Raw genomic sequence first — 22769 nt, forward strand, 5'->3', positions numbered from 1 at the left:
GTAGGAGCGGCGCAAGCCGCGACCGCGGCAACCCAACTACGACGAAACCCTCGGCGCAGCTGCATTGCCGCAGTCGCGACTCGCGTCGCTCCTACACTCGCAATCGCCGCATCGATGCGTCCGGCGAGAACGCCGGCCGCCGCCCTGCCCCGCTTACGCCACCCGCGAACGCCGCGCGCGGGTCAGGTGCACCAGCAACAGCGAGATCGCCGCCGGCGTCATCCCGGGAATGCGCTGCGCCTGCCCCACCGTCTGCGGCCGCACCCGTTCGAGCTTCTGTTGCGCCTCGGCCGACAGGCCGCGCACCGCGGCGTAGTCGAAGCCTTCAGGAATCGGCGTGTGCTCGTTGCGCTGATGGCGCTCGATCTCGTCGCGCTGGCGATCCAGGTAACCGGCGTACTTCACTCCGATCTCGACCTGCTCGGCCACCTCCGGCTCGCTCACGCCCGGCCCCAGCGACGCCACCCGCATCAACCGGGCGTAGTCCAGTTCCGGCCGCTTGAGCAGGTCGCGCGCGCTGCTCTCGCGGCTGACCTCGATGCCCAGGGTCTGCGCGATCTCGCGCCCCAGCGCGTTGTTCGGCGCCGCCCACACCGCGGCCAGCCGCGCGGTCTCGCGCTCCACCGCCTCGCGCTTGCGCGCGAACGCCTCCCAGCGCGCCGCGTCGACCAGACCCAGCTCGCGTCCGACCGGGGTCAGGCGCAGGTCGGCGTTGTCCTCGCGCAGCTGCAGCCGGTACTCGGCGCGCGAGGTGAACATGCGGTACGGCTCGCTGGTGCCGTGGGTGATCAGGTCGTCGACCAGCACGCCGATGTAGGCCTCATCGCGGCGCGGGCTCCAGCCGTCCGCGCCGCGCACGAAGCGCGCGGCGTTGACGCCGGCCAGCAGGCCCTGCGCGGCGGCTTCCTCGTAGCCGGTGGTGCCGTTGATCTGGCCGGCGAAGAACAGCCCGGCCACGGCCTTGGTTTCCAGCGTGGTCTTGAGCCCGCGCGGATCGAAGAAGTCGTACTCGATCGCGTAGCCGGGCCGGGTGATGTGGGCCTGCTCGAAGCCGCGGATCGAACGCACCAGCTCCAGCTGCACGTCGAACGGCAGCGAGGTCGAGATGCCGTTGGGATAGATCTCGGCCACCTCCAGCCCCTCGGGCTCGACGAAGATCTGGTGGCTGGTCTTCTCGGCGAAGCGCACCACTTTGTCCTCGATCGAGGGGCAGTAGCGCGGGCCGATGCCCTCGATCTGGCCGGTGTACAGCGGCGAGCGGTCGAGCGCGCCGCGGATGATCTCGTGGGTGCGCTCGCTGGTGTGGGTGATCCAGCACGAGACCTGACGCGGATGGTCGGCCGGCGTGCCCAGGAACGACATGACCGGACGCGGGTCGTCGCCCGGCTGCTCCTCCATGACCGAGTAGTCCAGGCTGCGCCCGTCGATGCGCGGCGGCGTGCCGGTCTTGAGCCGGTCGACCACGAACGGCCCCTCGCGCAGGCGCGCGGCCAGCGCGGTCGCCGGCGGATCGCCGGCGCGGCCGGCGGCGTAGGTGGTCTGGCCGACATGGACCTTGCCGGCGAGGAAGGTGCCGGCGGTCAGCACCACCGCCGGCGCGCCGAAGCGCAGGCCGGTCTGGGTCAGCACGCCGGCGACGCGGCCGGCGTCGAACTCGATGTCGTCGACCGCGGCCTGGAACAGGGTCAGGCCCGGCTGCGCCTCGACCGCGCGACGGATGAAGGCGCGATACAGCGAACGGTCGGCCTGGCAACGCGTCGCGCGCACCGCCGGACCCTTGCTGGCGTTGAGCCGGCGCCACTGGATGCCGGCGGCGTCGGCGGCGCGCGCCATGACCCCGCCGAGCGCGTCGATCTCCTTGACCAGGTGCCCCTTGCCGATGCCGCCGATCGCCGGGTTGCAGCTCATCGCTCCGACCGTCTCCACCGAGTGGGTCAGCAGCAGCGTGCGCGCGCCTGCGCGCGCGGCCGCGAGCGCAGCCTCGGTCCCGGCGTGGCCGCCGCCGACCACGATGACGTCGTATTGATAGAAGGAGTTGGACACGGGCGTGGGGTTCGGGATGCGAAGAGCCGGGCCGCCGGCGAGGGCGAGGGCGAGGGCGAGGGCGCCATTTTCGCACGCTCGGGCCGGGCGGGCTTTCGGTTCGGCGTCGCTAGCGCGGCGACGAATCCCGGGTCCCGGATCCCACTACGAACTTGGCACAGTTCATGCTTGAGATATCCATGCACCTTGCGGGGCAGGCGCTAGACGCCGGCTGGAATTGGAACAGGGGCTGGCCAAGCGCTCGCGGGGGAAGCCGGGGGCCGAATGTCGGGGGACATTCGGCCCCTTTTTATTGCCTGTCGTTCAGGCCCGGCTTGCCTGGGCCGGCCCATGCGGGGCCATGCGGGGCCATCGCCCCGGCCGCATCGCCCCTGCGGGGCCTTCGATGCAACCCATTGATCCAAAAAGAAAAGCGCGCGTAGATACGCGCGCTTTCCGGTCGCGCCCGCGATGCGGGGCGGAATGGGCGCCGACGCCTGACGGGGACGGAACAGGGGGGATCCGTGATTCCTCGCCAGGCGCCGACATAGAAACCTGTCCTTACCGAAAACGTCCAAATACGACGTAAGCGGTCAGTAGCGGTAGATTGCTGTCACTTCGTCAGGAACGCAAGTGCGCGCGGTTCCAGTTCCAAGCAAACAGGGGCCCGAAGGCCCCTGTTGGTGTCATGAACGGTCGTAATCGGCCGATAGTCGGTGTCCGCCCTGTTCAGCGGAGCCGGATCAGCGCTCCACGTCGCGCCAGGCGCGGCCGCCGTCGCGGCGTACCGACGGCGTGGACGGCGCGCGCGGGGCCATCTGCGGCCGAGCCATCTGCGGGCGGACCTGCGGCGTGGCGCCCGGATTGTTGTTGCGCGGGCCCCAGGCGCCGCCGCCGACCGGGCGGGTGTCGCGCCACGGCAGGCCGCCGTCGCCGCGGTTGGGCGGGTTGTTGCTCGTCGGCGGGTTCGGCCGGTTGGGCCGGTGCGGGCGGTTGGGGTAGTAGTGGCGCGGATAGCCGTAGTAGTACGGATTGCCGTAATAGCCGTAGTACGGGCTGCCGTAGTAGCCGCCGTTGCGGAAACGGTAGGACTCGCCGTACGGGTAATAGCCGTAGCCCGGCCCGTAATAGCCGCCGCCGTAGCCGCCGTAGTAGTTGTAGTCCACGCTCGGCCGGCCGTAGTAATACGTGCCCGGACCGCCGCCGCCGCGGACGGCGTAGTCGGAGACGCAGCCGGCCAGCAGGCCGGCTGCAAGAAGCGGAATCATCAGTTTGCGGATCATGGCAGACCCCCCGGTTAGGGTTTCAGATTCTGCCTGAAGCATTGAACTCGGGCTTAACTCGCCCGACCCGCAAATGTCAGGTTCAGGCCGCCACGGCCGGCGCCGCGGGCTGGTCCAGCTCGACATGGGGCGCCGGCTGCGGGTGGTCGGCGGTGGGATTCATGACCGGCGGGGGATAGCAGCCGGTGAGCAAGGTCAGGACCAGGCTTGCAGCCAGGCAGAGCGAGAGTTTGCGCATGGAACATCCCCTGTAGTGGGCGCCGACGCGGGGCGTCGCGGGTCGTGGTGGTCCGGATGCGCGGGCGCGTCCGGGGTGGCGAGGAGCCAACATGGCCTATCGACCCGCGAATGACCAGCCGGCGCGACCCATCGGCGCTCGCCGCCCGGCACGCGTCCGATGCGCCATCGCCCATTGCGCGACCGGCACTCCTGCGGGTCTTCCTTAAACTATCGGCGAAGAACGGCGCGATTGCGGTACGGGTTCACAAATCGTTGCCTGCTGCGACAGCCGGACATGCACCGCGCCTGACTTTGGGGGATTGCGCCGGACCGCACCGTCGCGGGAACCTTCCCGGATGCGTCCGGTCGCACCAGTACCGGCCGCGACCGTCCGTGCTGCGGCCGCGACGGCGTCTCTCTACTTCCCGGCCGGTACTCGATGATCGAATTGGATGCGGTCCATCGTCGTTACGAAATGAATGGACAAGCGGTGAATGCGTTGGCCGGGGTGGACCTGAAGATCGGCGCGGGCGAGTTCGTCGCCGTCACCGGCGCGTCCGGCTCGGGCAAGTCGAGCCTGCTCAACATCCTGGGCTGCCTGGACCGGCCCACCCGCGGCCGCTACCTGATCGAAGGGCGCGACGTCGCCGAGTTCGACGACGAGGACGCCAGCGACATCCGCAATCGCCGCATCGGCTTCGTGTTCCAGAGCTTCCACCTGCTGCCGCGGCTGACCTTGCTGGAAAACGTGCTGCTGCCGCTGCGCTTCCACCGCCAGCCGCCGGCCGACGCGCCGCAGCGCGCGCACGAACTGCTGGCGCGGGTCGGCCTGGGCGAGCGCAGCGGGCACCGGCCCAGCGAGCTGTCCGGCGGCCAGCAGCAACGCGCCGCGATCGCCCGCGCGCTGTTGCTGCAGCCGGCGCTGCTGCTGGCCGACGAACCCACCGGCAACCTGGATTCCAAGAGCGCGGCCGACGTGCTCGACCTGATCGGCGAAGTCCACGCCGGCGGCCAGACCGTGGTGCTGGTGACCCACGACCGCGACCTGGCCGCGCGCGCGCCGCGCGAAGTGCGCCTGCACGACGGCAAGGTCGAACATGACAGCGCCCATGTCCGCGCGGCCTGAGCGCATGGCGACGCATGCGATCGCGATCGCCGCGGCCTGGGCGCTGCTGGCGCCGGCCGCCGGCGCGGTGGTGCTGACCGGCGAGGTGCGCTCGGCCGGCGCGCAGCAGATCTACACGCCGCAGGCCAACACCGCGCCGGTGTCGATCCGCTACTTCGTGCCCGAGGGCCAGGCGGTGAAGGCCGGCGAGGTGGTGCTGCGCATCGATCCGGGCCAGGCCGGCACCCAGATTCCCGAGCTCGACGCCAAGATCGAACAGGCGCGGGCCAAGTCGGCCAAGGAACTGGCCGAACTCGAAGTCAAGGCGGTCGATGCCGAAGTCGCGCTCGCCGACGCCGATGCCGCGCTGGCCACGGCCAAGGTCGAGGCGGCGATCCCGCGCGGGCTGATCTCGCAGCTGGACTACGACCGCCACCAGGGCGACCTGGACAAGACCGTGCGCGAACAGCGGCTCAAGCGCGAACAGCTCGACGCCGCGCGCGCCGCGGTCGCGCGCCGGCGCCAGGACGGCGAGCTGGAAACGCGCAAGCTCGGCGTGCAGCGCGATTACTACGCCGCGCTGCTGCGCCAGTCGGAAGTGCGCGCCGAGCGCGACGGCATCGTCCTGCACGGGTTCAACAACAACTGGATCGGCGGGCGCATCGACGAAGGCAGCTCGACCATGCCCGGCAGCAAGGCCGGCGAGGTGGTCGGCAGCGGCGGCGCGATGCAGGTGCGGGCGTGGGCGCTGGAGCCCGACCGTCCCGGCTTGCGCGTCGGCCAGGACGTGCGGCTGAGCTTCGATGCGTTGCCGCGGCGCGAGCTGCGCGGACGCGTCGCCGCGATCGCCGGCGCGCCGGACCGCAAGTCGGAGTGGGGCGAGGGCCGCTACTTCGCCATCGACATCGACCTGCCGGCCGGCCACGGCCTGGCGCTGCTGCCCGGCATGAGCGTGCGGGTGACCGCGCCGGCCGCCGCCGCGGGCGCGGGAGCGGGGCGATGAGCCGGCTCGTGCGCCTGGCCGCCGCGCTCGCCCTGGCCACGGCCTGCGCCGCCGCCGTCGCCGCGCCGCTGCGCGTGGACGGCGAGGTCTACGCGCGCCGGTCCTCGCCGCTGATGCCGCCGAACGTGGAACGGATGTGGCAGTTCGCGATCACCCAGCTCGCGCCCGACGGCGCGCCGGTCAAGCGCGGCCAGACCGTGATCAGCTTCGACAGCAGCGACGTGATCAAGCAGCTCACCGAGAAGCGCAGCCAGCTCAAGGAAAAGCAGAGCGAACTGGAGAAGCTCGACCTGGAACTGGCCGAGCGCGAACGCACCGAGCGCTTGGCCACGGCCGAGGCGCTGGCGGCGCTGGAGAAGGCCAAGCGCAAGACCGAGCAGCCGGCCGAACTGATCGCCGGCATCGAGTACCGCAAGCTGGTGGTCGCGCGCCAGCAGGCCGAACGCAAGATGGAACTGGCGCGCAAGCGCGAGGTGCTGTCGGCCGAACAGCGCCGCCAGGAACGGCGTCTGCTGGCGGCCGAGCGCGATCAGTTGCAGGCCGACGTGGACCGCCTGCAGCGTTCGCAGAAAGCGCTCGACGTGGTCGCCCCGCGCGACGGGCTGATGATGCACCGGAGCAATTTCGAGGGCGAAAAATTCGACGTCGGCTCGCAGGTCTGGGTCGGCCAGACCGTGGCCGAGATTCCCGACATGGCCACGCTCGCGGTGCGCGCGGAACTGGCCGAGCGCGAGCTGTCGCAGGTGCGGGTCGGCGCGCCGGTGCGGATCGTGGTCGAGGGCGGCGCCGGACGCGCGTTGCGCGGCAAGGTCGCCTCGGTCGGGCGCGCGGTGCGCAGCAAGTCGCAAGTGCAGCCAGTGCCGGTGCTGGACCTGGACGTGCAGCTCGACGACGCGCATGCGCCGTTGCGGCCGGGGCAGGCGGTGCGGGTGGAGATTTCGGCCGCCGCCACGCCGCCGGCGAGCGCGGGAGCGGGCCGATGAGCCGGCATACGAAGATCGCGGCCGCGACACTGGCCGCCTGCGTGTTGGCGCTTGGCGCGTGCTCGGACCAGATCGCCCCGGCGGCCACCGAAACCGTCGCCGCCGCGCCGCTGCGCCTGAGCGTGCGCGGCGAAGGCGAGCTGAAGTCGGCCAAGGCCACCCCGCTCAACGTGCCCGGCCGCAACTGGGCCGCGCGCCAGGTCGAGTGGATGCTGGCCGAAGGCAGCGCGGTCAAGAAGGGCGACCTGATCGCGCGCTTCTCCGCCGACCAGGGCAAGCAGGAGCTGGCGCAGACCCTGATCGACCTGCAGCGCAACCAGCTCGCGCGCGCGGCCAAGCAGGGCGACCTGGACACCGCGCAGAGCAAGGTCGGCGTCGACCTGGCCCAGGTCGCGGTGCAGCTGGCCATCGCCGAGCGCTACGCCAGCGCGGACCTGAGCACGATGGCGCGCAACGAGGTGCTCGACGCGGTCCAGGACCGCAGCTTCCTCAGCGAGAAGCAGGACATCCTGCAGTGGCAGCGCAGCCAGTCCGGCGTGCGCGGCAACGCCGAGCTGGCGGTGCTCGACGCCCAGCGCGCCACCTACGACATCGCCGCCAAGGCCCGCCAGTCCGACCTGGACGCGCTGGAACTGCGCGCGCCCAACGACGGCGTGCTGATGCTGGCGAGCAACTGGCAGGGCGACAAGCCTGCGCTCGGCGCGACCCTGCGCGCCGGCTTCGACTACGGCAGCCTGCCCGATGCCTCGGCGATGGAACTGGAATTGAACCTGCCGCAGATCGAGACCCAGGGCATCCAGGTCGGCAACGCGGTGGAGATGTTCCCGGTCGGCCGGCCCGAACAGAAGATCCTCAGCAAGCTGTCGTGGGTCGCCAGCGCGGCCAAGGTGCGCAACCAGCAGAGTCCGGTGAAGTACTTGAGCATGAAGGCGCCGATCCCGGCCGAGGCGATCGCGCGCTACAAGCTGGTGCCGGGCCAGCAGCTGGAGGCGAGGGTGCTGTTGCTGGATGCGCCGAAGGTGATCAGCGTGGCCAACGTCGCCATCGACAGCGACGAAGGCCGCGACTATGTGCGGGTGAGCGACGGCGGCCAGTTCCGCCGCCGCGAGGTCAAGCTCGGCGTGCGCGGGCCGGCGCGTTCGCAGGTGCTCTCGGGCCTGCGCGAGGGCGAGCAGGTGCTGCTGGCCGAGGCCGGCGCGATCGACGCGCCCACCGCCAAGGCCGAGGACGCGGCCAAGCAAGCCGCGGCCGAACAGGAAAAAACCCAGGACAAGCCGCAAGCGGCCAAGGCGGTGCGCCCGTGAGCCGCGCGCTGGCGTGGCTGCCGTCGATCTGGCGCGAAGCGGTCGAGGAACTGTGGCGGCGCCGGCTGCGCACCCTGCTGACCTTGCTCGGCCTGATCTTCGGCGTCGGCGCGATCGTGGCGATGCAGGCGGTGGGCGAGGGCAGCCGGCGCGAGGCGCTGCGCCTGGTCGAGAGCCTGGGCCTGAACAACCTGATCGTCGAGGCCAAGGTGCAGCAGGACGAGAACAGCCTGCGCGAGATCCGCGCGCGCAGCCTCGGCCTGAGCCTGGCCGACGCCGACGCGGCGCTGGCGGTGGTTCCCGGCGCGCAGCGCTACGCCGCCGAGAAACCCATCCGCACCCACTCGGTGTTCAGCGACGACGGCCGCAGCGACGCCCAGGCCAGCGGCGTCAGCCCGGACTATTTCGAACTCTCCTCGCTGCGCGTGGCCAAGGGCCGCGCGCTGACCGCGCAGGACGACCGCGCGCTGGCGGCGGTGGCGGTGCTCGGCCACCAGGCCGCCGCCGACCTGTTTCCCGGCGGCGCCGATCCGCTCGGCCGCTATCTCAAGGTCAACCACGTGTGGCTGCAGGTGGTCGGCGTGCTCGCCGACCGCGACCTCAGCAAGGACCAGTTCGAGGGCGTGCAGCTGGGCCTGGAGAGCAACCGCGTGTACGTGCCGCTGGCCAGCGCGCGGGCGCGGTTCAAGTTCAATCCGCAGGAGGACGAGGTCGACCGCTTCCTGCTGCGCCTGGGCGACCCCTCGCAGCTGGCGCAGGGCGCGCGGGTGCTGTCGACCGTGCTCGGCCAGCGCCACGCCGGCAGCGCCGACTTCCGCCTGGTGGTGCCGCAGCAGTTGTTCCAGCAGCACCAGAAGACCCAGCGCATCTTCCGCGTGGTGATGGGCGCGATCGCCGGCGTGAGCCTGCTGGTCGGCGGCATCGGCATCATGAACATCATGCTCGCCAACGTGCTGGAGCGGCGCCGCGAGATCGGCCTGCTGCGCGCGCTCGGCGCGCGCCGGCGCGACGTGGTCGCGCAGTTCCTGCGCGAGGCCACGGTGATCTGCGTCACCGGCGCGGCGCTGGGGCTGCTGTTCGGGGTGTTGCTGGCCTATTTGATCGCCGCCTTCGCCGGCTGGCAGGTGGCGTGGGCGCCGATCCCGGTGCTGCTGTCGGCGACGTTCTGCGCGGCGGTCGGGCTGGCGTTCGGGGTGTACCCGGCGCGGCAGGCGGCGCGGCTGGATCCGATCGCGGCGTTGCGGCACGACTGAGCGGGCAAGACCCGGCGCAGCGGAACAAGGAACGGGGCCGGCACCGCGCCGGCTCGGGGGCCGGGCGCCGCGATGCCGCGTCCGCGCACGGCGGCAGCCGGCGTCCGTCGCGCGACCGCCGCGGCCCAATCCCGCTTTCGCGACCCCTACGCTACGCTTGCGCCATGAACGCCCAAACCTCCCCGACTCCCGACGCCGCTCCCGGCTACACCGACGTCCTCGCCGCCGCCGCGCGCATCGCGCCGCATGCGCACGCCACCCCGGTGCTGACCTCGCGCGCGATCGACGAACTGGCCGGCTGCCGGCTCTACTTCAAGTGCGAGAACCTGCAGCGCGGCGGCGCGTTCAAGTTCCGCGGCGCGTGCAATGCGGTGTTCTCGCTCAGCGACGAGGACGCCGCGCGCGGCATCGTCACCCAGAGCTCGGGCAACCACGGCGGCGCGCTGGCGCTGGCCGCGCGCCTGCGCGGCGCCCACGCCACCGTGGTCGCGCCGCACGACACGCCCAAGGTCAAGCTCGCCGCGATCCGCGCCTACGGCGCCGACATCGTGTTCTGCGAACCCGGCCAGGCCTCGCGCGACGAGGTCACCGCGCAGGTGCTGGCGCGCACCGGCGGGGTGCTGGTGCACCCGTTCAACGACCCGCGGGTGATCGCCGGCCAGGGCACCGCGACGCTGGAGCTGATGGCCGCCGCGCCGGGACTGGACGCGGTGATCGCACCGGTCAGCGGCGGCGGCCTGCTCTCGGGCACCGCCATCGCCGCGCAGGGCGCCGACCCGGCCATCGCCGTCTACGGCGCCGAACCGCTCGGCGCGCGCGACGCCCACGACTCGCTGGCGCAAGGCCGCCGCATCACCGGCCGCGTCGCCGACACCGTCTGCGACGGCCTGCGCGCGGAGCTGGGCACGCTCACCTTCCCTATCCTTCGCTCACGCGTGCGCGAGGTGCTGCTGGTCGACGATGCGCAGGCGATCGCGGCGATGCGGCTGATCTGGGAACGCATGAAGCTGGTGGTCGAACCGTCCGCCGCGGTGCCGCTGGCGGCGGTGCTGGCCAATCGCGACGCATTCGCGAATGCGAACGTGGGCCTGATCGTCTCCGGCGGCAACGTGGACCTCGATCTGGCCGCGCAATGGTTCGCCGCGAAGCCGTCGTGACCGGTTGCGGATTCGGTTCGCGTTTGTTATGCGGCATGCGTTGAGGCGAGGCGCACGGGCCGCATAAAACGCGTAAAAACCAGGCTTTTCTGTGATCACTGTTTACGTTTTTTGTTAACGCAACTGGCACGCTGCGCCATCGCGCGCCAGTCCCTGTCATGCCGCGCGGACCGCTCCGAACAGGGCGATTCAGACCAGCGCACAGGCCGGGGAGTTCTGCATGGTGGATGTCGAGTTTCGCGTGGTCTCCGAGCGCCGCGACGGCCTGTTGCTGGCCCTGGGACAAGTGGTCATCGCCAACGGCTTCACCTTGCTGCGCCAACGCATGCTCAACAGCGACGAGGGCGTGGTGCTGGTGATGGTGGTGCGCGGACCGCCCGACCAATTGCTGGTGCTGGAAGAGAAGCTCGGCACCCATCACCTGGTGCAGAGCTTCGAGGCCTCGCCTTACGAGGGCGGCGGCGCGCCGCCGCCGCAACCGGCCGTGCGCGCCAACGGCGCCGGCAACGGCAACGGCCACCCCGCGCCCGCCGCGCCTGCGCCGGTCGCGTCGGCGCCGCCGCTCGCGCCGACGCCGGCCGCGGCCAGCGCCGCGCCGATCGACGTGCAGCGGGTGGAAACGCTGCTGCCGCAGCTGGCCCGCAACTATCCCAACATCCTGCTGCAGCTGGTCGCGCTGGAGCGCGAGCTGCCGCCGGCCCAGCGCGAGGCGACCTTGCGCTACATCGGCCAGCGCGTCGGCGCCTGGGTCTACAAGCGCGACTTCGCCCTGGGGGGACAGCTGCCGCTGGCCGACTCGGTGCGCCGCATCGCGTTGCCGGCGATGCGCCAGCTGGTCCAGGCCGAACTCCAGGACGACGTCCTGCGCGTGCGCAACAGCCCGTTCTGCCATCGCGGCGAGCACGGCGAGTGCTGCCATTTCCTGCGCGGCATGCTCGGCGGCCTGCTCGAAGGCCAGCACGGCGGCCAGATGCGGGTGGTCGAGAGCCAGTGCCGCAACACCGGCGCGGAGACCTGCCGGTTCGAATTCGAAGCCTGACCGGATAGACCGGTCGACCGCCGCGGCCGGGACGCCGCGGCGCCACACGCCGACGCACGCGCCGGCGTGGGATGCCGCTTTGGCGCGGGACGGCGCCCGGGCGGCCGATTGCTGTTCCTATCCAGCCGTACAACCCATCCACCAGGGGGTTCGCCATGCCGCTCGACCATGCGATTCAATGCGTCCACGACCCGTTGCTCGTCATCCTTTCCTATGTGGTGTCGGTACTGGGATCGTTCACCGCCCTGCAGTTGGCGATCGCCATCCCGGGCGCGACCGGCGCGGCGCGCTGGCGCGCGATCACCGCGGCCGGCATCGCCATGGGCGGCGGCGCGATCTGGGCGATGCACTTCATCGCCATGCTCGCCTGCCGCATGAACGTGGAAGTGAACTACGACCTGTCCGTGACCCTGGGCTCGGCGGTGATCGCGGTGGTCTCGTGCATGGCCGGCCTGGCCATCGCCGGCACCGGCATCTTCAACTGGGGCAAGCTGATCGTCGGCGGCGTGCTGATGGGCCTGGGCGTGACCGGCATGCACTACGCCGGCATGGCCGCGATGCTGATGCCGGCCGACACCGTCTACAACAACTCGCTGCTGGTGGCCTCGGCCGCGATCGCCATCGTCGCCTCGATCGTGGCGCTGTGGCTGGCCTTCAACCTGCGCGGCTGGGGCCAGATGCTCGGCAGCGCGCTGGTGATGGGCGTGGCGGTGTGCGGCATGCACTACACCGGCATGCTCGCGGCGACCTTCATCCCCGACAAGAGCGCGGCCGCCGCCGGCGGCGTCAGCGGCGGCTACCTGGGCATCGGCATCTTCGTGGTCACCACCGCCCTGCTCGCCGCGGTGCTGACCATCAGCCTGCTGCGCCAGCGCCAGCGCGCGATGGTGCGGATCTGAGCGCGAACGCCTGAAACCAGCGCGGCCCGGCATTCCCACCGCCGGGCCGCGGGCTTATGTGGGCGTGCGGTTGTGGGAGGGCCTTCAGGCCCGATGCTTTTCGCTCCGCCGCGACGAAGCGACCTGAAACGAAAGCACCGGGCCTGAAGGCCCTCCCACAACCGCCGCGCCTGCGCGATCATGCGCCTGCCCCGCAACGCAGGACGATCGACGATGACCGAAGCCCCCCGCCACCACGACCGCGCCACCGAGCTGGTGCTCTCCTACTACGCCGCCTTCAACCGCGCCGACTGGGACGCGATGCTGGCCACGCTCGGCGACGACGTCGTCCACGACCTCAACCAGGGCGCGCGCGAAACCGGACGCGAGGCGTTCGCCGCGTTCGTGCAGCGCATGGCGCGGCATTACCGCGAGCAGCTGCGCGACATCGTGGTGATGGCCTCGGCCGACGGCACCCGCGCGGCGGCGGAATACGTGGTCCACGGCGAATACCTCGCCACCGATCCGGGCCTGCCGGAAGCGCGCGGGCAGAAGTACGCGCTGCCGGGCGGGGCGTTCTTCGAGATCCGCGACGGGCGGATCCAACGGGTGACCAACTACTACAACCTCGACCACTGGGTGGCGCAGGTCGGCGGCTGAAGCCGCGCGCGGGCGCGTGCCAACAAGCGCCCGCGACGGCTGCGAAGCGGGCAACGCCGACCGGCCGATCCGCTGGGCCGGCGAGCCGTAGCGGCGCGGATGCCTCAAGACGGCGCTATCGGCGCCGGCGGATTCACGCCGCGATGCCGGCTAAAAAGCCGACGAGACGGCCGCAGCGGCGGTGCGGCGCGGGCGCGCTACCAGGTCGCGCCCGCGCGCTGCGCGACGGGCGGAACCCAAGGGCCGCGCCGCGCATGCCGCCGCGACCGGCCCGTCGGACCGAGGAAAGCGGCGCCGCGGCCGCACGGCCGCGGATGTGCCTTCGAACCGACCGCCCGGGACGCGCCGCGCGCGCCCCACCGCGAGGATCGCGCGATGCGTCCCGGGCCAGTCGATTCTCGGACCGGCGCGGCCGTTGCGGCCGCGCCGTCTGCATTCAAAAGGACCGACGAGCGGCCTGCGGCGGTGAGAGGGGAGGGGCCGCGCCGCAGGCCGGGATCGTCGGTCGTAAAACGATGGAGCGCAGGGAGGTACGGAACTGGGGAATGGAGGGCCGTCGAAGGCGCTCGCCGCAGCGGTCGCGGCTCGCGCCTCGCGCTGCGCGGAGCCGGGACCAACTCCCGAGCGACCGCCCGACCCGCCATTCCCTGTTGCCTTCGTTCCGCGTTCCCTGTTGCCGGCTCAGTTGCGCGCCACGCCCTCGCGCACCGGTTCGCGCGCGGGCCAGCCGCCGGCCATCGCCTTGTACAAGGCGATCGCGCCGGTGACCGAGCGGGTGCGGCCGTCGGCGAAGGCGTCCTGCGCCTGCAGCTGGGTGCGTTCGGCGTCGAGCACTTCGAACAGGTCGGCGGCGCCGGCCTCGTAGCGCACGCGCGCGAGCTTGGCGGCCTTGAGGCTGTCCTGCGCGGCGCGCTCCAGGTGCTGGTCCTCGACCCGCGCGCGGGCGTACCGGACCAGCGCGTTCTCGGTGTCTTCCAGCGCCAGCAGCACGCTTTGCTGGTAGCGCGCCAGTTCGCCTTCGGCGCTGGCGTCGGCAGCCTTGATGCGCGAACGCACGCGGCCGATGTCGAGGAACGACCAGTCGATGCCGAGCGCGACCAGGCGGGTCTCGCTGGCGCGTTCGAACAGCGCGCTGGTGTCGATGGCCTGCGAACCGATCAGGCCCGACAGGGTGAAGCGCGGGAACAGGTCGGCGGTGGCCACGCCGATGCGCGCGGTGGCCGCGTGCAGGCGGTGCTCGGCGGCGGCGACGTCGGGACGGCGGCGCAGCAGTTCGCCCGGCGTGCCGGCGTCGAGCCGCGCCGGCAACGCCGGCAGCGGCACGGCCTGGTCGAGCTCGGCGACCAGCGAATCGGGCGTCTGCCCGGTCAGCACCGCGAGCCGGTGCTGGGTCACCGCGACCTGCGCTTCCAGGTTCGGCACCCGCGCCAGGGTCGCTTCGAGCTGGGCGCGCGCGCGCGCCGTATCGAACTCGGTGCCGCGGCCGGCGTCGAAGCGCGCCTGCACCAGGCGCAGGGTTTCCTGCTGGTTGTCGGCGTTCTCGCGCGCGACCCGCAGACGTTCCTGCAGGCCGCGCAGCTCGACGTAGCTGCGCGCGACTTCGCCGACGATGGCGACCTGCATCGCCTGCAGGTCGGCCGCGCTGGCCCAGGTGTCGGCGCGCTGCGACTCGACGTTGCGGCGCACCCGGCCGAACACGTCCAGCTCCCAGCTCACGTTGGCCTGGGCGCTGTAGCTCTCGTTGTCGCGGCCGCGGTTGTCGGTGCCCGGCATCTGGTCGCTGCTCGAACGCGTGTCGCTGCCGCTGGCGCTGCCGGTGATGGTCGGGAAGCGGTCGAACTTGGCCCCGCGCAGCAATGCGTTGGCGCGGTCGTAGTTGGCCAGGGCGATGCGCAGGTCGTGGTTGGCGCTGAGCGACTCCTCGACCAGGTGGGTCAACAGCGGATCGTTGAAGTTGCGCCAGAACTCGGCGGCCGGGTCCGGCGCGGCGGTGCCGTCGGTGGCCGCTTGCGCGTCGCCGCGGGCGAACTTCTCCGGCGTGGCCAGGGTCGGCCGGACATAGTCCGGACCGACCGCGCAGGCGGCGAGCGCGAGCGTCAGCAACGCGACCGCGGGGAGCTTGAGATTACGCATGGACCGTCTCCGAAACATTGTGGTGGTCGCCGTGCGAGACCAGCTTGTTGCCGACCATCTTGCGCAGCGCCACGTAGAACACCGGGGTCAGGAACAGGCCGAACAGGGTCACGCCGAGCATGCCGGCGAACACGGTGATGCCGGTGACCGAGCGGACCTCGGCGCCGGCGCCGTGCGACAGCACCAGCGGCACGGTGCCGGCGATGAAGGCGATCGAGGTCATCACGATCGGACGCAGGCGCAGGCGGCACGATTCCAGCGCGGCTTCGACGATGCCCTTGCCCTGCAGTTCCAGTTCGCGGGCGAACTCGACGATCAAGATCGCGTTCTTGCACGCCAGGCCCATCAGCACCACCAGGCCGACCTGCACGAACACGTTGTTGTCGCCGCCGGTCAGCTTGACGCCGAGCAGGGCCGAGAGCATGCACATCGGCACGATCAGGATCACCGCCAGCGGCAGGGTCCAGCTTTCGTACAGCGCGGCCAGCACCAGGAACGCCAGCAGGATCGCGAGCGGGAACACGATCATCGCCGCGTTGCCCTGGCTGGCCTGCTGGTAGCTCAGGTCGGTCCACTCGATCTCCATGCCGTTGGGCAGGACCTTCGACGCCACGTCCTTGACCACGTCCATCGCCTGCGCCGAGGACATCACGCGCGGGTCGACGTCGCCGGCGATGTCCGCGGCCGGGTAGCCGTTGTAGCGCAGCACCGGGTCGGGGCCGAAGGTCTGCTTGATGGTGACCATCGAGCCGATCGGCACCATCTCGCCGCGATCGTTGCGGGTGCGCAGGTTGGCGATGTCCTCGACGCTGTCGCGGAAGTTGCCGTCGGCCTGGGCGATGACCTGCCAGGTGCGTCCGAACTGGTTGAAGTCGTTGACGTAGGCCGAGCCCAGGTAGGTCTGCAGGGTGTCGAACAGCTCGGTCAGCGGCACGCCCTGGGCCTTGGCCTTGACCCGATCCACTTCGGCATCGAGCTGCGGCACGTTGGCCTGGTAGGTGCTGTTGGCGTAGCCCATGCCCGGGGTCTGCATGATCGTGCCCTGGAACGCGCTGACCGCGTTCTGCAGCGCGCCGTAGCCCAGGTTGTTGCGGTCCTGGATGAACATCTGGTAGCCCGCGCCGTTGCCCAGGCCGAGGATCGGCGGCGGCATCAGCGCGAAGGTGAAGCCTTCCTGGAAGCCGGCGATCTTCTGGTTCAGCTCGGCGGTGATCTCCACCGCGCTGCGGCTGCGCTCGCTGAAGGGCTTGAGCGGCAGGAACGCCACGCCGGTGTTGGGCGTGTTGGTGAACTGCACCGCGTTGAGGCCCGGGAAGGCGATCGAGTGCTGCACGCCCTCGGTCTTCATCGCCACGTCCGTCACCTTGCTCAGCAGGGCGTCGGTGCGGGCGATGGAGGAACCCTCGGGCAGCTTGACCGCGGCGATCAGGTACAGCTTGTCCTGCAGCGGGATGAAGCCGGCCGGCACGATCTTGAACATGAAGCCGGTGGCGACCAGCAGCACCGCGTAGACCACGAACACCGCGCCGCGCTTGCCCAGGGTGCGCGAGACCGCGCTCTGGTACTTCTCCGAGCTGGAGGCGAAGAAGCGGTTGAACGGACGGAACAGCCAGCCGAACAGGCGGTCGATCAGGCGGGTCGGCGCATCCTTGGGCGCGCCGTGCGGCTTGAGCAGGCGCGCGGCCAGGGCCGGCGACAGGGTCAGCGAGTTGATCGCCGAGATCACCGTGGAGATGGCGATGGTCACCGCGAACTGCTTGTAGAACTGGCCGGTCACGCCCGACAGGAACGCCATCGGCACGAACACCGCGCACAGCACCAGCGCGATCGCCACGATCGGGCCGGACACTTCCTTCATCGCCTGGTGCGCCGCGTCGAGCGGGCTCAGGCCTTCCTCGATGTTGCGCTCGACGTTCTCGACCACCACGATCGCGTCGTCGACCACGATGCCGATCGCCAGCACCAATCCGAACAGGCTCAGGGTGTTGATCGAGAAGCCCAGCAGGTACAGCGCGGAGAACGTGCCCACCACCGACACCGGCACCGCGATCAGCGGAATGATCGAAGCGCGCCAGGTCTGCAGGAACAAGATCACCACCAGCACCACCAGCAGCACCGCTTCGAGCAGGGTGGAGACCACCGCCTTGATCGAGTCGCGCACGAAGATGGTGGTGTCGTACACCGCCTCGTACTTGATGCCTTCCGGGAACGACTTGGAAAGCTGGTTCATCGTGCCGATGACCTGCTCCTGGATCTGCAGCGCGTTCGCGCCCGGCGCCTGGAAGATGCCGATGCCGACCGCGTTCTTGCCGTCGAGCTGCGAGCGCAGGCTGTAGTCGCCGGCGCCCAGCTCCAGGCGGGCGACGTCGGACAGCCGCACCACTTCGCCGTCGTTGCCGCGCTTGAGCACGATGTCGCCGAACTCCTTCTCGCTGCGCAGGCGGCCCTGGGCGTTGATCAGGGTCAGGAAGTCGCTGCTGTTGGGCATCGGCTCGGCGCCGAGCTGGCCGGCGGAGACCTGCACGTTCTGCTCGCGCATGGCGCGGACCACGTCGCCGGCGGTGAGGCCGCGCGAGGCGATCTTGTCCGGGTCGAGCCAGGCGCGCATGGCGTAGTCGCCGCCGCCGAAGATCTGCGCGTCGCCGACGCCCGACAGGCGCGCCAGGCTGTCCTTGACGTGCAGGCGGGCGTAGTTGCGCAGGTACAGGGTGTCGTACTTGCCGTTGGGCGAGGTCAGGTGCACCACCATCAGGAACACCGGCGACTGCTTCTGCGTCGTCACGCCCTGGCGGCGCACGTCCTCGGGCAGGCGCGCCAGCGCCTGGCTGACCCGGTTCTGCACGCGCACGGCGGCGTCGTCGGCGTTGGTGCCGGGGCGGAAGGTCACGGTGGTGACCAGCACGCCGTCGGAACCGGCGACCGACTTGATGTACATCATGTCTTCGACGCCGTTGATCGCTTCTTCGAGCGGCGTGGCGACGGTTTCGGCGATGACCTTGGGGTTGGCGCCCGGATACACCGTGCGCACGACCACCGAGGGCGGCACCACTTCGGGATATTCGCTGATCGGCAGGATCGGTATCGAGATCAGGCCGGCGGCGAAGATCACGATCGACAGCACCGCGGCGAAGATCGGCCGGTCGATGAAAAACTTGGAAAAGTCCATGACGGATTCCTTGGTGCGGCGATGAGCCGCATGGGTCCCCGGCCGGCCCCGTTGCGGCGGGGCCGGCCTTTGATTGCTTGTGAACCGGCTGGAGGTTGGTCATTCCCGCGAAAGCGGGAATCCGGAGACCTCGAGCGTTCTCGCCCGAAAGGCCCTGGATCCCCGCCTTCGCGGGGATGACGACAGGTAGATCCGGCCGGTTCGCGGGGTGGCGGTTAAGTCCGGATCACAAGGCCCCGGCCGCCGCGCCCGGCGCCGCGGGCGCCGGTGCCGGCGCGCCCATGGCGATCGGCTTGGGCTGCACCGGCATGCCCGGGAAGAACACCTTCTGCACGCCGTGGACGATCACCTTGTCGGTCGGCGCCAGCCCGGATTCGACCACGCGCAGCCCGTCGATCATGCGGCCGAGCTTGACGTCCTTGCGCACCGCCGCGTTCTTCGGGCCGAGCACGTAGACGTACTTGCGGTCCTGGTCGGTGAGCACGGCCTTGTCGTCGACCAGCATCGCCTTGAAGTCGCCGCTGCCTTCCAGCTGCACGCGCGCGAACAGGCCCGGAGTCAGCACGCGCTCGTCGTTGGGGACCACGGCGCGGGCGCGGATGGTGCCGGTGTTGGCGTCGAGCTGGTTGTCGGTGAAGTCGACGGTGCCGGCGTGCGGGTAGCCGTTCTCGCCGGCCAGGCCGATGCGCACCGGGTTCTTGTCGCCGGCGCGCTCGCCCTTGCGGGCCAGCTCGTTGTAGCGCAGGTAGGTCTGCTCGTCGGCCTCGAAGTACACGTACATCGGGTTCTGCGAGACCACCGTGGTCAGCAGGGTCTGGTCGGCCGAGGCGAGGTTGCCGACGGTGATCAGGGCGCGGCCGGCGCGGCCGTTGATCGGCGAGCGCACCTCGGTGAAGGTCAGGTCGAGCTGGGCCGAGGCGACCGCGGCTTCGGCCGCGCGAACCGCGGCGTCGCCGCCGGTGCTGGCGGCGCGGCGGGTCTCGAACTCCTCGCGCGAGATCGCCTTGGCCTCGACCAGGGTCTGGGCGCGCTTGTCCTGGGTCTGGGCCAGGCGCGCTTCGGCGCGCGCGCGTTCCAGTTCGGCCTGGGCGCGGGCGAGCTCGGCGCGGTAGCGGCGCTGGTCGATCACGAACAGCAGGTCGCCTTTCTTGACGTCCTGGCCTTCCTTGTAGGCGACGCGGTCGACGTAGCCGCTGACCCGCGCGCGCAGTTCGACCGATTCGGGCGCGCTGACCCGGCCGGTGAACTCGTCCCACTGCCGGACCTGCTTGCTCAGGACCTGGGCGACGCTGACTTCCGGCGGCGGCGGCGCGCCGCCTTCGTGCGGAGCGGCCTGGCTGCCGCAGCCGGCGGCGGCCAGGGCGATGAGGAGGCTCGCGGTCAACGCGAGCACGGAGAGTCCGACGCCGGGCTTGCCGGAGCGGACGGAAAAGTGACGGGTGCTCATCGTGGGGTGGGTTCCTGTTTGGGATTCGGTGCGGTCAGCGACTTCAGCAGGGCGCGCGCGTCGAGCAGACAGCGTTGGGTCTTGTCGTCGGACGTGCAGTCCGGTTCTTGCGCGGTTGCGATCGCGGCTGCGGGAAGCGGGACCGTCTTGGGTACGGTGTGCGTGCTGGTAGGGGGCGGACTGGTAGCGGGCGGAGCGGAGCTGGCGGGCGTGGCGTGTTCGCGGCTGGCGGGCGCAGAGGGGAGGCGGATGCGCGGCGGCAACAACGCCGGTCCCGGCGCGCGCACCGCGTAGGGCACGATCGGACGCGGCGGTTCCTCGCCCGCGTCGTGGTCGATCAGCGCCAGCGCGCGCTGGCCGACCGACAGCGCACTGGGCCATTCGGGGCAGGAATGGCGTTGGTTGAACTCGGTGCACACCGGCGTGTCCACGGCCAGCAGTTGCACGCGCACGGCCTGCTGGCGCGCTTCGTCGTGCAGCACGCGCGCGAGCATGCGCAGCGCGGCCGCGCCGATCGAGCGGTGGCCGTAGCCGGCCCACGGATGCTCGCTGCCGGGACCGCCGATCAGCACGTAGGTGCCGCCGCGGTCGCGTTCGGCCAGCAACGGCAGCAGGTGGCGGGCAGCGGCGAGGTGGGGGAGGAGATCCTCGTCGAGCTTGCGCCGCAGGAACTGCGCCGGACTGTCGAGCAGGCGGCCGCGCTCGGCGCTGCCGCACACCGCCGCGACCACGCCGGCGAACGGGCGGCCGAGCTTGCGCAGGGCGCGCGCGAGCTTGGCGCCGGCGGCGTCGTTGGCGACCGAACCGGCCAGCACGGTCAGGTCGGCTTGGGGGTAGCCGGCCTTGAGCGCCTTGAGTTCGCTGGACCTGCGCGCCACCGCGATGACCGGGCGGCCGCTGTCGATCGCGGCCTGCACGACCCCGCGGCCGACGCCGCCGGTGGCACCGAGTACAACCAAAGGGGCTTTCATTGTCCCACTCCTGGGACTTTCTCTCCCACAACCGGGATGATCCCGTGATGCTTGTCATCCCGGGTGTAGTGCGCGAGCACGGCGCCGACCGCCGGCATCAGCAGCATCGCGGCGGGCAGGGCGATGGTGAAGGCCAGCACCCAGGCCAGCATCCACGCTTCTTCGGCGCCCTGGGCAAGGCCCTGGCGAAACACGACCACGGCCAGCCCGATCAGGGCGGACATGGCCACCAGCATCAGTGGCAGGAATGCGTACCTGGCTTGGCGTGGGGTCAACATGGCGGGGGGACCTCGTGACGATGTGCGGCACAGGTTAGAGACGCGAACGGGTCTTGATTAGCCCGGGATTCAGGGAATAATTGTCCCGGCAACGGTCCAATCCGGACCCGAGGCCTCTTGAAGGCCGGATGGCCCGCCCCCAACCCGATAGCGCGGGAGGGGGTCCGCCAGGCCGTGCATCGCACGACGGCGCCACTTTCGTGGTTCGCCGGCGACGGCGGCAGTGGAGGCGATCAATCCCTGCCGGTGACAGCCGTCATCACGTACACCGCGCCGGCAGGAGCCGGCGGGCGCCAAGCCGCAAGGGACTGGCCGGCTGCACGCCGGCAGACCGCGATCCGCCCGCGTCGCCGCGACGCAGCGCGATCCGGCCGCGCACCGCTGTCCGCTGCACGTACACACATCCACACACCTTCCGCCTCGCGTTCGAACACAATCGCCTACCGGCTTCGGGTATGCGCCGCTGTGTTCCGGCCCTCGAACCAGGAGTCCATACCCCCATGGCTCACGATCTCAACGACACGCTGATCTTCGTCAAAGTGGTCGAAAGCGGCAGCTTCATCGCCGCCGCGCAGGCGTTGCGCCTGCCCAAGACCACGGTCAGCCGCAAGGTGCAGGAACTGGAAACGCGCCTGGGCGCGCAGCTCCTGCACCGCACCACGCGCAAGCTCGGCCTGACCGAGGCCGGCAACGTCTATTACGAACACTGCCAGCGCATCGCCCGCGAACTGGCCGAGGCCGAGAGCGCGGTCGGCCAGCTGCAGGGCGGCCCGCGCGGCTGGCTGCGCATCACCGCGCCGTATTCGGTCGGCATCACCTGGATCGCGCCGCTGCTGGGCGAGTTCCACGCCCGCCACCCCGAGGTGCGGGTGGAGATGAACCTCAGCAACGAGACCGTCGACATGATCGACCAGGGCATCGACGTCGCCCTGCGCCTGGGCAGCCTGCCCGACTCGAACCTGATCGCGCGCAAGCTGGCGGTGTTCCGCACCCAGATCTACGCCAGCCCCAACTACCTCGCCCGCCACGGCGAACCGCTGCACCCCGACGACCTGCGCCACCACCGCACCCTGGCCATGCCCAAGTCGCGGCGCAGCAACAACGAATACGTGTGGCCGCTCAGCGACGGCGAGCGCACCGTCGACTACGTGGTCGACCCGGTCATGGTCGCCAACGATCCCGGCCCGCTGCGCGGCGCGCTGCTGTGCGGCGAAGCGCTGATGCTGGCCGCCGACGTCACCGTCAAGGCCTTCGCCGAGCAGGGCTACGTGCAGCGCGTGCTGGCCGGCTGGACCGGCCCGGAATACGAATTCAACGCCGTGTTCCCGCGCGGCCAGGTGCAGTCGCCGAAGGTCCGCGCCTTCGTCGACTTCCTGGTCGAACGGCTGAACTTCGACGCCGACTACATGCAGGTGCTGTGCCCCGACGCCAAGCGCTTCCGCAAGGCCTCCGAGGAAGCCGAAGCGGCGATGGCGCACGGCCTGGCCAAGGAAGCCGGCGACACCCGCACGATCGCGGTGCCGGTGGTGGAAGCGATCGAGGCCATCGCCGAAGCGGTCGACGGCGGCAAGCGCCCGGGCAAGGCGCGCGGCGCGGCCAAGCCCGACGCCGCGCCGGCGCGGCGCGACGATACGCCCAGCGACGAAGACGCCGCGCTGGCCTGATCGCGACGGCGCGCGGCGCCGGACCGTTTCGTTGTGTGGATCCCCTGTCGTCTCGCGGTCGAGGCGGCAGGGTTTTTTTGGCCCCAACGAATCCCCCGGCCGCTCCTTGTAGGAGCTGCGCAAGCGGCGACCGCGACAGCGCACCCACGACGAAACCCCGGCAAACTCGCGCGCCGGCAAGCCCGATGCGCATCAAGCGTATGT

17 protein-coding genes and 1 pseudogene are annotated in these 22769 nt (G+C 70.9%); 10 read left to right on the top strand and 8 right to left on the bottom strand.

Annotated features, from left to right (window positions below; genetic code table 11):
• Nucleotides 1-153: 153 nt before the first annotated feature.
• From mnmG to BLV01_RS26295, 3 genes are all read right to left on the bottom strand, one after another.
• On the bottom strand, nucleotides 154-2043 hold the full coding sequence (gene mnmG / locus BLV01_RS13760; RefSeq protein ID WP_091800437.1) for a tRNA uridine-5-carboxymethylaminomethyl(34) synthesis enzyme MnmG: 1890 nt from the start codon (nucleotides 2041-2043) through the stop codon (nucleotides 154-156).
• 722 nt (nucleotides 2044-2765) lie between these two features.
• Nucleotides 2766-3305 (bottom strand): hypothetical protein, encoded by a 540-nt coding sequence (locus BLV01_RS13765; RefSeq protein ID WP_254782643.1) that lies wholly within the window; start codon nucleotides 3303-3305, stop codon nucleotides 2766-2768.
• An 82-nt stretch (nucleotides 3306-3387) separates the two neighbouring features.
• Nucleotides 3388-3543 carry a hypothetical protein gene (locus BLV01_RS26295; RefSeq protein WP_175485940.1) on the bottom strand — a complete coding sequence of 52 codons (156 nt, stop codon included), beginning with the start codon at nucleotides 3541-3543 and terminating at the stop codon, nucleotides 3388-3390.
• Between the two features lie 471 nt (nucleotides 3544-4014).
• Here BLV01_RS26295 and BLV01_RS13770 point away from each other — a divergent pair, with 471 nt between their 5' ends.
• From BLV01_RS13770 to BLV01_RS13805, 9 genes are all read left to right on the top strand, one after another.
• Nucleotides 4015-4650, top strand: coding sequence for an ABC transporter ATP-binding protein (locus BLV01_RS13770; protein WP_254782644.1), 636 nt, complete (start codon nucleotides 4015-4017; stop codon nucleotides 4648-4650).
• Nucleotides 4634-5632 (top strand): HlyD family secretion protein, encoded by a 999-nt coding sequence (locus BLV01_RS13775; RefSeq protein ID WP_175485942.1) that lies wholly within the window; start codon nucleotides 4634-4636, stop codon nucleotides 5630-5632. The genes BLV01_RS13770 and BLV01_RS13775 overlap by 17 nt, the downstream gene beginning before the upstream one ends.
• Nucleotides 5629-6615 (top strand): HlyD family secretion protein, encoded by a 987-nt coding sequence (locus BLV01_RS13780; protein WP_091800447.1) that lies wholly within the window; start codon nucleotides 5629-5631, stop codon nucleotides 6613-6615. Before BLV01_RS13775 ends, BLV01_RS13780 begins: the two co-directional genes overlap by 4 nt.
• Nucleotides 6612-7919: an efflux RND transporter periplasmic adaptor subunit gene (locus BLV01_RS26845; protein WP_254782645.1), complete on the top strand. Its 1308-nt coding sequence runs from the start codon at nucleotides 6612-6614 to the stop codon at nucleotides 7917-7919. Before BLV01_RS13780 ends, BLV01_RS26845 begins: the two co-directional genes overlap by 4 nt.
• Entirely contained in the window at nucleotides 7916-9172 is a 1257-nt protein-coding gene (locus BLV01_RS26850; RefSeq protein ID WP_254782646.1) for an ABC transporter permease, read from the top strand. The genes BLV01_RS26845 and BLV01_RS26850 overlap by 4 nt, the downstream gene beginning before the upstream one ends.
• A 164-nt stretch (nucleotides 9173-9336) precedes the next feature.
• Nucleotides 9337-10329, top strand: a complete 993-nt coding sequence (locus BLV01_RS13790; protein WP_091800450.1) for a pyridoxal-phosphate dependent enzyme — start codon at nucleotides 9337-9339, stop codon at nucleotides 10327-10329.
• A 220-nt stretch (nucleotides 10330-10549) separates the two neighbouring features.
• Nucleotides 10550-11368 carry a V4R domain-containing protein gene (locus BLV01_RS13795; protein ID WP_091800453.1) on the top strand — a complete coding sequence of 273 codons (819 nt, stop codon included), beginning with the start codon at nucleotides 10550-10552 and terminating at the stop codon, nucleotides 11366-11368.
• Nucleotides 11369-11523: 155 nt separating this feature from the next.
• Entirely contained in the window at nucleotides 11524-12267 is a 744-nt protein-coding gene (locus tag BLV01_RS13800) for an MHYT domain-containing protein (protein ID WP_091800456.1), read from the top strand.
• A gap of 213 nt (nucleotides 12268-12480) precedes the next feature.
• Nucleotides 12481-12906 (top strand): ketosteroid isomerase-related protein, encoded by a 426-nt coding sequence (locus BLV01_RS13805; RefSeq protein WP_091800459.1) that lies wholly within the window; start codon nucleotides 12481-12483, stop codon nucleotides 12904-12906.
• Nucleotides 12907-13587: 681 nt separating this feature from the next.
• On the opposite strand, the gene BLV01_RS13810 is transcribed toward BLV01_RS13805, so the two are convergent.
• From BLV01_RS13810 to BLV01_RS13830, 5 genes are all read right to left on the bottom strand, one after another.
• Nucleotides 13588-15039, bottom strand: a complete 1452-nt coding sequence (locus BLV01_RS13810) for an efflux transporter outer membrane subunit (protein ID WP_091800462.1) — start codon at nucleotides 15037-15039, stop codon at nucleotides 13588-13590.
• A complete protein-coding gene (locus BLV01_RS13815; protein ID WP_091800465.1) occupies nucleotides 15032-18205 on the bottom strand; it encodes an efflux RND transporter permease subunit in 3174 nt (1057 codons plus the stop codon). Before BLV01_RS13815 ends, BLV01_RS13810 begins: the two co-directional genes overlap by 8 nt.
• 226 nt (nucleotides 18206-18431) lie before the next feature.
• Complete coding sequence (locus tag BLV01_RS13820; RefSeq protein WP_091800468.1) at nucleotides 18432-19652, bottom strand: efflux RND transporter periplasmic adaptor subunit; 1221 nt, start codon at nucleotides 19650-19652, stop codon at nucleotides 18432-18434.
• Nucleotides 19649-20623 (bottom strand): SDR family NAD(P)-dependent oxidoreductase, encoded by a 975-nt coding sequence (locus BLV01_RS13825; protein WP_091800471.1) that lies wholly within the window; start codon nucleotides 20621-20623, stop codon nucleotides 19649-19651. The genes BLV01_RS13820 and BLV01_RS13825 overlap by 4 nt, the downstream gene beginning before the upstream one ends.
• On the bottom strand, nucleotides 20620-20901 hold the full coding sequence (locus tag BLV01_RS13830; protein ID WP_091800474.1) for a DUF2798 domain-containing protein: 282 nt from the start codon (nucleotides 20899-20901) through the stop codon (nucleotides 20620-20622). Before BLV01_RS13830 ends, BLV01_RS13825 begins: the two co-directional genes overlap by 4 nt.
• Before the next feature lie 500 nt (nucleotides 20902-21401).
• On the opposite strand from BLV01_RS13830, the pseudogene BLV01_RS13835 reads away from it, so the two are divergent.
• A pseudogene (locus BLV01_RS13835) lies at nucleotides 21402-22310 on the top strand (LysR substrate-binding domain-containing protein); the annotation flags it as partial.
• Between the last annotated feature and the right edge of the window lie 459 nt (nucleotides 22311-22769).

It is taken from the genome of Lysobacter sp. yr284 (genome assembly GCF_900107375.1).
Classification (GTDB): Bacteria; Pseudomonadota; Gammaproteobacteria; order Xanthomonadales; family Xanthomonadaceae; genus Lysobacter.